Annotated in this window: 15 protein-coding genes; 3 read left to right on the forward strand and 12 right to left on the reverse strand. The window is 67.5% G+C overall.

What is annotated here, in order from left to right; all coding sequences use genetic code 11:
• The 7 genes from HUU94_RS06715 to HUU94_RS06745 form a co-directional block, all read right to left on the reverse strand.
• Positions 1 to 885, reverse strand: an 885-nt coding sequence (locus HUU94_RS06715) for a terminase large subunit domain-containing protein (RefSeq protein ID WP_174274342.1), incomplete at its 3' end; no start/stop codon positions are given.
• A 191-nt stretch (positions 886 to 1,076) separates the two neighbouring features.
• Positions 1,077 to 1,802: a hypothetical protein gene (locus HUU94_RS06720; protein ID WP_174274330.1), complete on the reverse strand. Its 726-nt coding sequence runs from the start codon at positions 1,800 to 1,802 to the stop codon at positions 1,077 to 1,079.
• Positions 1,803 to 2,126 carry a hypothetical protein gene (locus tag HUU94_RS12665; protein WP_217429579.1) on the reverse strand — a complete coding sequence of 108 codons (324 nt, stop codon included), beginning with the start codon at positions 2,124 to 2,126 and terminating at the stop codon, positions 1,803 to 1,805.
• A 5-nt stretch (positions 2,127 to 2,131) separates the two neighbouring features.
• Positions 2,132 to 2,929 (reverse strand): hypothetical protein, encoded by a 798-nt coding sequence (locus tag HUU94_RS06730; RefSeq protein WP_174274331.1) that lies wholly within the window; start codon positions 2,927 to 2,929, stop codon positions 2,132 to 2,134.
• Between the two features lie 273 nt (positions 2,930 to 3,202).
• Positions 3,203 to 4,006 carry a TorF family putative porin gene (locus HUU94_RS06735; protein WP_174274332.1) on the reverse strand — a complete coding sequence of 268 codons (804 nt, stop codon included), beginning with the start codon at positions 4,004 to 4,006 and terminating at the stop codon, positions 3,203 to 3,205.
• Entirely contained in the window at positions 4,003 to 5,199 is a 1,197-nt protein-coding gene (gene metC, locus HUU94_RS06740) for a cystathionine beta-lyase (protein ID WP_254602009.1), read from the reverse strand. The genes HUU94_RS06735 and metC overlap by 4 nt, the downstream gene beginning before the upstream one ends.
• A complete protein-coding gene (locus HUU94_RS06745; protein ID WP_174274334.1) occupies positions 5,196 to 6,038 on the reverse strand; it encodes a sulfurtransferase in 843 nt (280 codons plus the stop codon). The genes metC and HUU94_RS06745 overlap by 4 nt, the downstream gene beginning before the upstream one ends.
• An 87-nt stretch (positions 6,039 to 6,125) precedes the next feature.
• On the opposite strand from HUU94_RS06745, the gene HUU94_RS06750 reads away from it, so the two are divergent.
• Genes HUU94_RS06750 through HUU94_RS06760 form a run of 3 tightly spaced genes read left to right on the forward strand, consistent with a single transcriptional unit; the run spans position 6,126 to position 7,238 of the window.
• On the forward strand, positions 6,126 to 6,365 hold the full coding sequence (locus HUU94_RS06750) for a circumsporozoite protein (RefSeq protein WP_174274335.1): 240 nt from the start codon (positions 6,126 to 6,128) through the stop codon (positions 6,363 to 6,365).
• A gap of 43 nt (positions 6,366 to 6,408) precedes the next feature.
• Entirely contained in the window at positions 6,409 to 6,855 is a 447-nt protein-coding gene (queF, locus tag HUU94_RS06755) for a preQ(1) synthase (protein WP_174274336.1), read from the forward strand.
• 14 nt (positions 6,856 to 6,869) lie between these two features.
• On the forward strand, positions 6,870 to 7,238 hold the full coding sequence (locus tag HUU94_RS06760) for a hypothetical protein (protein ID WP_174274337.1): 369 nt from the start codon (positions 6,870 to 6,872) through the stop codon (positions 7,236 to 7,238).
• A 309-nt stretch (positions 7,239 to 7,547) separates the two neighbouring features.
• Here HUU94_RS06760 and HUU94_RS06765 read toward each other — a convergent pair whose 3' ends face one another.
• The 5 genes from HUU94_RS06765 to hflK form a co-directional block, all read right to left on the reverse strand.
• Positions 7,548 to 8,030 (reverse strand): homogentisate 1,2-dioxygenase, encoded by a 483-nt coding sequence (locus tag HUU94_RS06765; protein WP_174274338.1) that lies wholly within the window; start codon positions 8,028 to 8,030, stop codon positions 7,548 to 7,550.
• Entirely contained in the window at positions 8,027 to 8,977 is a 951-nt protein-coding gene (locus tag HUU94_RS06770; RefSeq protein ID WP_174274339.1) for an isopenicillin N synthase family dioxygenase, read from the reverse strand. The genes HUU94_RS06765 and HUU94_RS06770 overlap by 4 nt, the downstream gene beginning before the upstream one ends.
• A 187-nt stretch (positions 8,978 to 9,164) precedes the next feature.
• The gene (locus HUU94_RS06775; RefSeq protein ID WP_174274340.1) at positions 9,165 to 10,724 is read right to left on the reverse strand and encodes a Do family serine endopeptidase; all 1,560 of its coding nucleotides are present in this window, start codon (positions 10,722 to 10,724) and stop codon (positions 9,165 to 9,167) included.
• Positions 10,725 to 10,836: 112 nt separating this feature from the next.
• Positions 10,837 to 11,682: a protease modulator HflC gene (gene hflC / locus HUU94_RS06780; RefSeq protein WP_174274344.1), complete on the reverse strand. Its 846-nt coding sequence runs from the start codon at positions 11,680 to 11,682 to the stop codon at positions 10,837 to 10,839.
• A gap of 29 nt (positions 11,683 to 11,711) precedes the next feature.
• Positions 11,712 to 12,642 (reverse strand): FtsH protease activity modulator HflK (hflK, locus tag HUU94_RS06785; RefSeq protein WP_174274341.1); only part of this gene is annotated, 931 nt, incomplete at its 5' end.

Consider the following 12,642-nt stretch of genomic DNA (forward strand, 5'->3'; position numbering starts at 1 on the left):
CCAGCCCTCGGGCGATGCGCCCTTCACGCTCGCATCGGCGATCACATAGGCGCGCGCATCCTCGCCCAGCGCCACAACGACGATCCCGCACGCGTCGCTCGTCGCATCGGCCCCCGCCGGCGGATCGACGCCGATCACCACGCGCACCGCGGCGGGCGCCGCCGCCACGCGGCAGCGTTCGATCAGCGCCCGGCTCCACAGCGCGCCCTCGATCTCCTCGATCAGTTCGCCGTCGAGTTCCTGCCGCCCGATCGTCGTGCCGCCGTAGCTCGCCTCCATCGTCTCGATGAACGCCGTCGCCAGGTGCGCGCGATTGTCGATCATCCGCCCGCGCGTCATCCGCACCGGCCCGTCCTCGGTCGCCAGCGCCGCGAGCTTGCGGACCAGCGGCACCGCGCGCGGCGTCGACGTCGCGACCGTTCGCGGATCGCTGCCGAGCCTGAGGCCCATCGCCAGATTGTCCCACACCTCCTGGCCCCGCGCCCATTTGCCGATCTCGTCGCACCAGGCGAAATGATGCTGCGGCCCGCGCAAGGATTCCGGCTCGCCCGCCGAATAGAGCGTCGCCTGCGCGCCGTCGCGCCATATCAGCTTGCGGTTCGAAGGCTCGAACCTGGGCCGATTGTCGTCCGGCGCGATCGCCAGCAGCCCCGTCTCGCCCTCCACCATCACCGCGCGCGCCTCGGCCAGCGTCGCCGCGACCAGCGCGATCCGCACCCGCCCGTCATTCTCGGCGCGCTCGCGCACCCATTCGGCGCCCGCGCGCGTCTTGCCATATCCGCGCCCCGCCATGATCAGCCACGTCCGCCAGTCGCCCTCGGGCGGCGCCTGCGCCACGCGCATCGTCATCGCCCAGCTTTCCAGCATGCTGAGTAACGTCTGCATGGGCGCTAGATCGATCCGCGTGTCGCGCGCGCCTTTCCGAAACTGCGCCCAATCCTCGACCCGAGAATGCCCCGCCGGCAGCACCACGCCGCGATCGACATCGGCCACTTCGGTCACGCTGGTCTCCTTGATTACGTCGATATGTTGGGGCCGTCGCCGCTGGTCATCAACATTAAAGACGCGAGCGCCGGCTAATCGGCCACCCTGGGAAGCCGGCAACGCCGACCTTGCTTCACGAACATCGCAATCTCGTCATGAAGGCGGTTCAGGTCCGCGACGGTTTCGATGTTTCGAACCCCAGCGATCCGATCGCGAATGCTTTCTGCCTTTTCCAGCATCTCGGGCTGTCCAGCGAGAAGAAAAGCGCGGTGAGCGCGCTCGAAAGCGACGGCACAGTCCATCGATGGCGCATCGAGCGCGAGATCGAGCAATTGCTCCTCAAATTCAGCCAGTGCTTCGATTTCGTCGAGAGCCTGGCCAACCTTGCGTTCGAAGTTCACCGGATCGGCGAAGTCATAATCTATCCAGTCCGTCCGCTTCAGGTCGGATGGCGCCGGCGCGTCCTTTGACTTCACGATCATCAGCGGCTTGCCGCACATGGCGGCAAAGCCCAGCTCAAGCATGATGTTCGCTAGCGCCGTCGGTCGCGTCTGGTGCGAAAAGACGGCAATGGTGAGTCCGGTCCCTCGAATGAGGCCCAGGATGCGTTCCAAATAGTCTTTGCTGCCCGTCGAGGCGTCGGCATCCTTCAACCCGTAGCCACGGGCCTCCAGCAAACCGGATACGGCTTCCGCCATATCGGTGTCGATCTGCGGCGCCTCGCCGATTTGTCGCATCAAAAAACCGTGGCGGGGAAACAAGCTGCGCGGCGGAAGCGCGATTACCTCGTCCGACAATGGCGAAAAAACCAACGGCACCTATTTTTTCTTGCTAGCGCTGACCAGACGGATGCCCTTGTAAGGGCCTTCGGTTTTCTTGTGATCGACGATACGGCCAGTGTTCGTATCGATCTTTACGTAGCGCTCCGTCACGGGATTGAGCGCCTGTACCCGCGCCTTCACCGCGCCCTTACGCGAACCATCGCCGGTGTTCTTCGCCAACGGTATCCGTCCTTCCGCGACCGCCGAGACTCGACGATACGTGAGAGTGCATAGCGCATCGCCCAGCGCATCGGCTAGACCGTTGGACGGCACTTCCGCCTTTCCCGGACGGTCCGAAACGAAGACCGCATCGAATTGCATGACGCCTACCCCGCCCCGCCCATCCGCGAGTTCATCTCGCCGAGCTTCGCCTTCAGCCGCGCGCGCAATTCCTCGATCGGCACCTCGGCGGTGAATTCGCGCGTGCCGCTCACGGTGTCGCGGTGGTGTCGCAGCAGCGACAACCCGGTGCGGTCGTTATATTCCATCATCGTGCCGACCAGCTTGCCGCCGTAATAGACCGGCTTCTCGACGCCGTTGAGCGCGCGCGCCAGCATCATCGTCTCGAGCCGCGCATAGCCCTCGCGCAGCGCCGCGAGCCATTTGGCGCGGAAGTCGGCCGATTGCCTGCGCTTGCGGTAGATATTGGTCTCCGAAAGCCCCGAGGCGCGGATCGCCTCGCAGACCTTGCTGGTCTCGGCGAGCGTGCACAGGAACAATTCCTCGCGCCGCGCCGACCAGCGCACCTGAACGCGCTTCGCCTTGGCGCGTGTCCGGCCCGCCCGCTTGCCGCCCCGCATTCCTCCCCTGGCAAGAGAGGTGGCACGCCGCAGGCGTGACGGAGGGGTATCGCCGGTTGCGGCGGAGTGCGCCGTCGTCGGCGCGATGCCGCTCCCCCGCCCCGCGGACGGCCCCCCTCCCGAGAAGGAGGATTTCGCAGCCTCGATCGGGACGACCGCGCGCGCCCCATCGGGCAGCCACCGCCCATTGGCTCCTCGCGCCCGCCGCTTGGCCGATACCGCGCGCGCATCCCCATCGGCGCCGATCGCAGCCCCGATCCCGTCGACGCGCACGTCCGCCTCCGCCGCACACGCCTCGGTGCGCACCGCTTCCTGCTCGTCCATCGATCCTCCAGACACGACGAAGCCGGAGCGGCGCCATGAGCCCTAAAGCCCCCGCGCATCTCCGGCCTCGCCGTCTTTTTCACTGTGCCTGTTTCGCCAAGCCGAAGCGGGCCGGCTCCGCCGAACCCGATCGAACGGGGCCGATCTCCGCCGCCCGCAATTCCTCAGCGTTCCTGAGTTATGCCATAACAGCGGCGCGCTGTCAAGCGTTTGTTTGCGCTATGATCGTTTTTTGTTCGGAAACCGGAACGCGGAACGCGTCCGGCGCTCGGCTCAGAAGGCGACCGAAACCGCGCCGACCACGCCCGCCCCGCCGATGTTCCGCCCGGCAGGCGAGACGATCTCGCGCTTCCTCACATCGGTATCGACATAGGAAACGCTCAAGGTCAGCGCCTTCCAAGTATAGCCCGCGCTCAGGCTCCAGTCGGTATAGTTCTTGAGGCCGTTGGTCAGGTACGAACGCCCCATAGTCTCGCCGATATGGCCCGTCAGCGTCACGCCGCTGTTCGGGATCCCGCTCGAAACCTCGACATAAGTGTAGAGATTGTCCTCGCGCGATTTGGCGCGGCAGCGAGGATCATAGACGCACGACAGCGCTCTGCTGCCGACGCCGTAGTTCATGCCGAGCTTGAAGCCAACCGGCCCCAGCATGTACGAGGCATTGAGGTAGGGTTCGAAGAAATCGGTATTGCTGTTCTTGGCGTTGCCCGCGAAATAATAATAGAGCAGCCCGCCGTCGAACGTCCAGCCGCCGAAGCGCGTCCTATAGCCGCCGTACAGATCGATCTCCTGATCGCTGCCCGCCGCGACATGATCGTCGATCGAGCTGCCCCAGGTGCCGACGTACAGGCCCGATGCGTGGCTTAGGCTCAGCGTGCCCTGGATGGCGGCGTGGGTATCGCTCCGCGACAGGCCGCGGAAGCGATAATCGCTCGTCAGCGTCGCGCCGCCGGCGATGGTGAACGGCGAGGGCGGCGCGGTATCCTGCGCGCGCGCGGCCGTCGAAATCGCCGCGAGCAACGGCAGCGCGAGAATGACTTTCGCGCCGCGACACCGATATTGCCCCGCACCGATCATAGTCGAGCGAAGGCCTGGTCGAGATCGGCGATCAGGTCGGCCGGATCCTCGATACCGATATGGATGCGCACCAGCGCCCCCGTCGGCCATGTCCTGGTCTCGCGGATGGGCGCGGGATCGATCGGCAGCGCGAGGCTCTCGAACCCGCCCCACGAAAAGCCGATCCCGAACAAGCTCAGCGAATCGATCAGCCGCGCGCGCGCCGCCTCGTCCGCACGGGCAAGCTCGAATGCGAACAGCCCCGATGCGCCGAGGAAGTCGCGCTTCCACAGATCGTGCCCGGGGCAGCCCTCGATCGCGGGATGGATCACGCGGGCCACCTCGGGCCGCGCCTCGAGCCAGCGCGCCACCGCCAGCGCGCCGGCCTCATGCTGCTTGAGCCTGACACCCATCGTCCGCAGCCCCCGCGCCGCGAGGAAGGCGTCGTCGGGGCTGACGCAATTGCCCAGCCGCTGCGCCGTCGTCCGCACCCGCTCGAATGGGCCCGGCCGCGCGGTCGCCGATCCCAGCATCACGTCCGAATGGCCGACGACATATTTGGTGCAGGCGAGGATCGAGACGTCGACATGCGCGATCGCGGGGAACAGCAAGGGCGTCGCCCAGGTATTGTCGAGCACCGTCGCGATCCCCCGGCCCCGCGCCATCGCCGCGATCCCCGGCACGTCCTGCACCTCGAAGGTCAGGCTGCCCGGGCTCTCGAGGAAGATCAGCTTGGTCCGCTCGGTGCACAGCGCCGCGATCGCCCCGGCGTCGGCGAGCGGATCGTAAAATTGGGTCGCGATCCCCATCCGCTTGAGGATCGTCGCGCAGAACACCCGCGTCGGCTCGTAGCTGCTGTCGACCATCAGCAATTCGTCGCCGGGCTTGAGCAATGCGAGCAGGGTCTGGGCGATCGCCGCCGTCCCCGAAGGATAGAGGATCGTCCCCGCCGCCCCCGGCTCCAGCTCGGTCAGCGCCTCGGCCAGCGACCATTGCGTCGGCGCGCCCCGCCGCCCGTAATAGAGGCCGGCGTTGGGATTCTTGCTCGCCGCCTTGAGGTGCGCGCAATCGTCGAACAGCATCGTCGATGCCCGCCACACCGGCGGGTTGACGATTCCGCGCGTCCATTCCTTGCGCCGCCCCGCCTCGACGAGCTTGGTCGCGGGCCGATACCCGTCGCTGCCGGGCCCGTCGCTCCCGGCGTCGTCGTTCACAGTCCCACCGCCTTGGCCGTCTCGGGCCGCGCCCCCCATTCGCTCCACGATCCGTCGTACAGCGCCCAATCGTCGCGCCCGAGCAGCGCCAGCCCGAACAGCAGGATCGATGCCGTCACCCCCGATCCGCATGTCGTCACCACCGGCCGGTCGAGATCGATCCCCGCCGCCGTATATTCGGCCGCCAGCGCCGGCCCGCGCTTCCATGTGCCGTCGGGCTCGAACAGCCGCGCGTAAGGCAGCGTGCGGCTCCCCGGAATATGCCCCGCCGAAACCCCGGGCCGGGGATCGGGCTCGGCGCCCGTGAACCGCGCCGCCGATCGCGCGTCGAGGATCTGCGTCTCCCCCGCCGCGACGATCGCGCACATCTCGGCGAAGCTCCGCACCCGCTCGCCCTGCCGCTCGATCGGCACCCCGCCGCCGCCCGGATCGCCCGCCGCGCCCGTCTCGATCGCCCGCCCCTCGGCGCGCCACTTCGCCAGCCCGCCATCGAGCAGCGCGACATCGCTTAGGCCATAGAGCCGCAGCAGCCACCATGCGCGCGCCGCCGTCTTGTGCGGCGCCTGGTCGTAGAGCAGGATCCGGTCGCCCTCGCCGATCCCCAGTGCCGCCAGCCGCGCCGCCATCTGCGCCTGTCCCGGCGCCTGCCCGGGCACGGGATCGCCGGCGTCGCTCAGATGCTCGAGATCGAGGAACAGCGCGCCCGGCAGATGTCCCGCCGCATATTCCGCCGCCGCGTCGCGCTCGGGCTCCAGCGCGAAATAGGTCGCATCGATCGGCTTGAGGTCGGTCGCGCCGAGGTTCGCGGCAAGCCAGTCGGTGGAAACGAGCAGGTCCATGGCCCTCGCTTAGGGCTTCCGCCCCATCCGAGGCAACCGCGCGCGCGGTTCGGCGTTCGGCCACCGACACACCATAGGAGAATGCCGTTGCGCCACCCGATCATCCTCGCCCTTGCTCTCGGGCTCGGCCTCGCCGCATGCAGCCAGCAGACGCAGGACAATGCTGCCGCGACGCTCGACGCCGCGCGCAACGATGCCAGCGCCGCGACCGACAATGCGATGGCCGACATCGGCAACGCCACCGCCGACGTACGCGCCGCCACCGGCAACGCGCTCGAAGACGCCGGCAACGCGATCGGCAACGCCGCCGACACAGTGAAGCATTAGGTTTCGGCATGACGGATACACCATGCCCGCCTAAACAGCGGGCATGAGCATCACGCACCTCGGCCAATCCTCGGCCCTTCCCGCCTCGCCCGAGGCAGCCCGGCTCGATTATGTCCCCAACCCCCGCCCCGGCCGCGCCTATCTCGTCCGCCTCGCCGTGCCCGAATTCACCTCGCTCTGCCCCGTCACCGGCCAGCCCGATTTCGCGCACCTCGTGATCGATTATGCCCCCGGCGAGACGATCGTCGAATCCAAGTCGCTCAAGCTGTTCCTCGGCAGCTTCCGCAACCATGCCGCCTTCCACGAGGATTGCACCGTCGGCATCGCCGAGCGCCTCGTCGCCGAGATGCGGCCGCTTTGGCTGCGGATCGGCGGCTATTGGTATCCGCGCGGCGGCATCCCGATCGACGTCTTCTGGCAATCCGGTTCGCCGCCGGAGGGATTGTGGCTCCCCGATCAGGGCGTGCCCGGCTATCGGGGGCGGGGCTGATGAGGAGACCCGCCATGAAACGCACCGCCGCCGCCTTCGCCGCGATCGCCCTGCTCACCGCCGGCCCCGCCGCCGCGCAAGACGCGCCGCCTATGCCGCAGACCAAAGCGAGCGACTTCACGCGCCGCATGCTGACCCTCCAGCCGATCCAGCGCGCCGCCGCGATCCGCGGCGCGATCGCGGGGAGCGATCAATGGTGCCGCCGCGTGCTGAAGCTCGGCTATCAGGGGCCGTACAAGAATCTCGAAATGTGGGTCGCGCGCTGTGGGCCCAAGCCGATCGTCGATTACGGCATCTTCATCGGGCCGGACGGCTCGGTACAGGTCTCGACCTGCGGCGATCTGGTGAAGGTCCGCTGGCCCGCCTGCCGGCCGATCGGCTGAAGCAGCGGACGAAAACCGCCCCACGCTCCGTCATCCCGCAAAGCGGGAACCCGTAGAGCTAGAGTCTGAACTCTCGTCACCCCGGCCTTGAGCCGGGGTGACGTGCAGTTGAACAGGATAGCCTCTGCGACAATCCTCCCCTGGAAGGGGAGGTGGCTGGCGAAGCCAGACGGAGGGGTGACACGCTATCGAGAGGCTACACCCCTCCGTCATCGCTGCGCGATGCCACCTCCCCTGCCAGGGGAGGAGCAGAGTCATGCGCCAACCTCCAGGCTCCGCTTTCACGATAATGACGATCAGACTGTGCCCTCAGCGCGCCACGACCATCGCCGCGAGCTTCGGCACCTTCACCGCCGAGAATTGCACGACATAATCCCCCGGCTCCAGCGCATAATCGACGATCTTGGCGATCCCTGAGCAGGCCGGCCCGTGCGTATGCGCCGCCGAAGGCAGGCGCTCGCCCCGGGCGATCACGTCGATCCATGCGCCCGGCGCCAGCGCGAAGCGATAGGTGCCCCCCTTGACGATCGTGATCCCGTAGACCCCGCCGAAGTCCCCCGGCGCGGCCGCGCGATTGAGCGGCGGCGAGAATTTCACCGCGTCGGCCGGCGCCAGCGCCAGCGTCGAAGCGCCGCCGATCGCCAGTTGCGCCGCGCCCGCGCTTTTCCCCCACGCCTCGAACCCCGGCACGACCTCCGCTTTCACGCACACCGGCGCCGTCTCGGGCATGCTCATCTGCGCCACCGCGGGTGAAGCGACGATCAGCCCCACGACGATCCCGAACATCCTCATGCCAGCTTGATCTCCCTGAGCCGCTCGAACAGATAATCGTGCGCGGTGATCGGTTGCGGATAAAGATCGGGCCGTTCCGCGCTCACGCATTGCGGCAGCGTCTCGATCCGATAATCGGGGCGGAAGTGCAGGAAGAAGGGCATCGAATAGCGCGCATGCCCGCGCCGCTCGGGCGCCGGGTTCATCACGCGATGCGTCGTCGATCGCAGCACATCGTTGGTCAGCCGCTGGAGCATGTCGCCGACGTTGACCGCCAGCTCGCCCGCCCCCGGCTGCACGGGCAGCCAGTCGCCGTTGCGATCAAGCAGCTCCAGCCCCGCCTCCTCGGCGCCGAGCAGCAGGGTGATCGTGTTGATGTCCTCGTGCGCGCCCGCGCGGATGTTGGGGCCATCGGCGCCGATCGGCGGATAGTGGAGCAGCCGCAGCACGCTGTTGCCGTCCGCCACCGTCGCATCGAAGAAATCGGGCGCGAGGCCGAGATAGCGCGCGATCCCGCTCAGCAGCCGGCGCCCCGCCGTCTCCAGCGCATCGTACAGCGCGAGCTCGGCCCTGCGAAAGCCTTCCACCTCCCCGGGCCAGACGTTGGGCGGCATCACCGCTTCCAGCGGATCGCCGGGGCTCAGTTCGCGCCCGACATGCCAGAATTCCTTGAGATCATAAGCCTTGGCGCCCTTGGCGGTCTCGATCCCGAACGGAATATAGCCGCGCTGCCCAGCACTTTCCTTAAGATGATAGGCGCGCTTCACCGCCTCGGGCAGCGCGAAGAACGCCTTGGCCTTCGCCTCCGCCTCGGCGATCAGCGCGGGCGAGACGCCATGATCGGCGACGATCGCGAAACCATAACGCTCGAACGATCCGCCCAGCGCCCGCGCGAACGCCTCGGGATCGGCATCCTGCGCGGCGAGGCTGACGGTGGGGACGGCGGGTTTGTCGAGCGTGGTGGCCATCGGCACAATCTAGTCTCCGAAAAGCGCCGACGCCAGATCGTGATGCGGCTACCTCACCCCATCGCCGTCATGCCAGCGCAAGCTGGCATCTCTCTCCACCGATCGAGCGCCGCGTCACGAAGATAAAGGCATTGGCCCCAGCCTTCGCTGGGGTGAGGGGGAAGGCCGGCGGGTCACCGATCCCGCCTCACTTCCCGATCAGGTCGATCCCGATATATTGCGCGGGCCGGTTGCCGCGCTGGATGAGCAGCAGCACGGTCTTGACCCCCGCCTTCTGCGCCGCCTGGATCACCGTCGCCGCATCGGCGGCGCTGGCGATACGGCGGTTGCCGATCGCGACGATGATGTCGCGCGGCTGGAGCCCCTTGGCGCCCGCATCGCTCGAAGGATCGACATTGGTGATCACCGCGCCCGCGATCGGCGCGGTAAGCTGGAGCTGGCGCGCGAGCGCCGGCGTCACCGTCTGGAGCGATACGCCCAGCGCGTTCTTCACCGATGCCGGCGCCTGCTGGCCGTCGGGCGTCTGATCACTGTCATCGCCGTCGTTGAGCGCGAGCTGCTCCTCGGGCGGCCGCTGCGCCACCGTGGCGACGACATTGATCGTCTTGCCGTCGCGGATCATCTGGATCGGCACCTTCGCGCCGACCGGCAGCCCGGCGACGATGTAGGAAAGCGTGCTGTCCGGCGTGACGTCGACATTGTTGACCTTGGTGATCACGTCGCCCTGCTGGATGCCCGCCTTCGCCGCCGGCTGGTTGGGCTCGACTCGCGCGACGATCTCGCCATGGTTCTTGGGCAGGTTAAGGCCCGCGGCGATATCGTCGTCGACCGGCTGGATCTGCACGCCGAGATAGCCGCGCGAAATCTTCTGGCCCTTCATCAGCGCCAGCACGACGGGCTTGGCCTGCTCGGCGGGAATCGCGAAGCCGATGCCGACGTTGCCGCCGGTCGGCGAGAAGATCGCCGTGTTGATGCCGACGACATTGCCGTTGAGATCGAACATCGGGCCGCCCGAATTGCCCTGGTTGATCGCCGCGTCGGTCTGGATATAGCGATCGTAGGGGCCGGCGTTGCCGATCGCGCGGTGGATCGCCGAGACGATGCCCGCAGTCACCGTGCCGCCCAGCGCGAAAGGATTGCCGATCGCCAGCACCCAATCGCCGACCCGCGTCCGCGTCGAATCGCCGAACTGAACGAAGGGCAGCCCGGTCGCGTCGATCTTGAGCACCGCGAGATCGGATGCGGCGTCCTTCGCCACCACGGTCGCCTTATATTCCTTGCGATCGGTCAGCGTGACGGTGATCGATGAGATCGTCACCTTGCCCTGATCGGTCGGCACGCCCGAGATGACGTGATTGTTGGTGACGATATAGCCATCGGCCGAGATCAGGAATCCCGATCCCAGCGATACCGCCTCGCGCGTCTGCGGGGTCGCCGGCGCGCCGTTGCCGCCATCCCCGCCCTGCTGCCCGCCGAAGCGCTTGAAGAATTCGTCGAACGGCGTCCCCGCGAACGGCGACTGCTGCTGGCGGACCTGCACCTTCTGCGTCGTCGAGATGTTGACCACGGCGGGCTGTAGCTTGGCGGTGAGATCGGCGAAGCTCATCGGCGCGCCGCGCGGCGCCACCGCCGCCATCTGCGACGGCGCATTCTGCGCGACCTGCGCGCCCAGCGGCTGCTGGAGCGCCACGGTAGCGGCGGCGCCGCCCAGCAGCATCGCGGCGGTCACGGCATAGGCATATCGCACTTGATTTCTCTCCTGGGAAACTGCTCGCCCGGGGGAAGGGAGGGGCGGCAGGCACGAATTACTGGGATCGATCTGTCGATATCGGGCTGAACGTTCATTGAACGCGCTAGGTTCAGTGCCCCGCGCTCCCCCCGGCCTTGAACTGGCGCAGATAATCATTGTCGGGCGAAAGGATGATCTGCGATTCGCCGCGCGCGGTCGGATCGTCGGTCCCGAACGTATAGCGGTAGGACTGCATCGCCCGGTAGAAATCGTAGAAGGCAGGATCCTTGCCGAAGCTGCCCGCATAGACCTTGGCGGCATTGGCATCGGCCTGCCCCATGATGATCTGCGCCTCGCGCCGGCCCTCGGCCTCGATCGATCGCGCCTCCTGCTGGCGCGCGGTCTTCATCCGCTCGAACGCGCTCTGGAGCGGCGTGCCGTCGGGCAGGTCGGCGCGCTTGATCCTGACGTCGACGATCTCGGCGCCATATTGCCTGGCGACCCGCTCGAGCGCGACGCGGATATGCTCCATCAGCTCGCCGCGTTCGGGGCTGAGCAGATCGGCGAACTGGCGCTTGCCGAGCTCGTTGCGCAGCGCCGATCCCAGGATCGGCTTCAACTGCTCGGCCACCCGCCGCTCGCTGCCCGCGGAGACGAACATCCGCACCGGATCGATGATGCGGAAGCGCGCGAAGGCATCGACCTCCAGCCGGAGCTGGTCGGTCGAGAGCACCGCCTGCCGCTCCATGTCGAAATCCAGCACGCGCTTGTCGACCCAGACGACGCTCTCAGCGAACGGCAGCCGCGTGACGATGCCGGCGCCGGTGCGGCCGAATTCCTCGCGCGGATCATAGCCGTTGGCGATCCGGCTCGGCGAACCGAAGCGCAGGATCAGCGCCTGTTTGGTCTCGGGCACGACGATGAACACGCTGGCGGCGATCGCGATCAGCACGACGAGCAGCCCGCCCCACAGCATCGGGTTGCGGCGGATGATCTCGATGGGATTCACTTGGGCGAAACCTTGGGCTGGATCGGCAGATAGGGCGTCACGCCCGGCGCCTCGACGATCGTCTTGTCGCTCTTGGCCAGCACCTTTTCCATCGTATCATAATACATCCGCCGCCGCGTCACCTCGGGGGCGAGCTTATACTGGACATAGACCTGATCGAAGGCGATCGCCTCGCCGCTCGCCTTGGCATCGACCTGGGTCGCATAGGCGCGCGCCTGATTGAGATAGGATTGCGCCTGCTGCTGCGCGGCGGAGACTTCCTTGAACGCGTCCATCACCTCGCTCGGCGGATCGGCCTGGCGGATCGCGACGCCCTGGACGCTGACGCCCGCGCGATAGCCGTCGAGCAGTTCCTGGATGCGCTGCGCGACGCGCGATTCGATCTGGCTGCGCTGCGATCCGATCGCATCGTTGAGGCTGACGCGCGCGACCTGCTCGCGCATCGCGCTCTCGGCGACCTCGCGGATCGTGCCGTCGGGATCGGCCAGCTCGAACAGATAGAGTTCGGGATCGCGGATGTTCCAGCGCACCGAATAAGCGAGATCGATGATATTCTCGTCGCCGGTCAGCATCAGGTTCTGGCCGCCCTGCGCGTCGCCCTCGGCGGGGCCGTTGTCGATCTCGATCGCGTGGATATTGTCGACGTCGATCTTGCGGACCATGTCGATCGGCGCGGGCAGCGACATGCCGAGCCCCGGTTGCAGCGTACCGACATATTTGCCGAAGCGCGTGATCACGCCGCGCTGCTGCGGCCCGATCGTATGGACGCTCGTCAGCACGATCCACAGCAGGATCACCGCGAGCGCCGCCCAGCCGCCGAACGAGCCGACGCGGAAGTCCGGCCCGCCGCCCCCGCCGCCGAAGCTCGCGCGCCCGCGCTGGAGCAACTGGTCGATCGCCGAGGGGCCGGACGCGCCGCGACGGCGC

The sequence above is a fragment of the Sphingomonas bacterium genome, assembly GCF_903644055.1.
In the GTDB taxonomy this organism is placed as follows: domain Bacteria; phylum Pseudomonadota; class Alphaproteobacteria; order Sphingomonadales; family Sphingomonadaceae; genus Sphingomonas_I.

Excerpts from the sequence above, each read along its gene's own strand:
- HUU94_RS12665 (WP_217429579.1), bottom strand. The coding sequence starts at position 2,126 with ATGCAATTCGATGCGGTCTTCGTTTCGGACCGTCCGGGAAAGGCGGAA.
- HUU94_RS06735 (WP_174274332.1), bottom strand. The coding sequence starts at position 4,006 with ATGATCGGTGCGGGGCAATATCGGTGTCGCGGCGCGAAAGTCATTCTC.
- HUU94_RS06730 (WP_174274331.1), bottom strand. The coding sequence starts at position 2,929 with ATGGACGAGCAGGAAGCGGTGCGCACCGAGGCGTGTGCGGCGGAGGCG.
- HUU94_RS06760 (WP_174274337.1), top strand. The coding sequence starts at position 6,870 with ATGAAACGCACCGCCGCCGCCTTCGCCGCGATCGCCCTGCTCACCGCC.
- queF (WP_174274336.1), top strand. The coding sequence starts at position 6,409 with ATGAGCATCACGCACCTCGGCCAATCCTCGGCCCTTCCCGCCTCGCCC.
- HUU94_RS06745 (WP_174274334.1), bottom strand. The coding sequence starts at position 6,038 with ATGGACCTGCTCGTTTCCACCGACTGGCTTGCCGCGAACCTCGGCGCG.
- hflC (WP_174274344.1), bottom strand. The coding sequence starts at position 11,682 with ATGCTGTGGGGCGGGCTGCTCGTCGTGCTGATCGCGATCGCCGCCAGC.
- HUU94_RS06770 (WP_174274339.1), bottom strand. The coding sequence starts at position 8,977 with ATGGCCACCACGCTCGACAAACCCGCCGTCCCCACCGTCAGCCTCGCC.
- HUU94_RS06765 (WP_174274338.1), bottom strand. The coding sequence starts at position 8,030 with ATGAGGATGTTCGGGATCGTCGTGGGGCTGATCGTCGCTTCACCCGCG.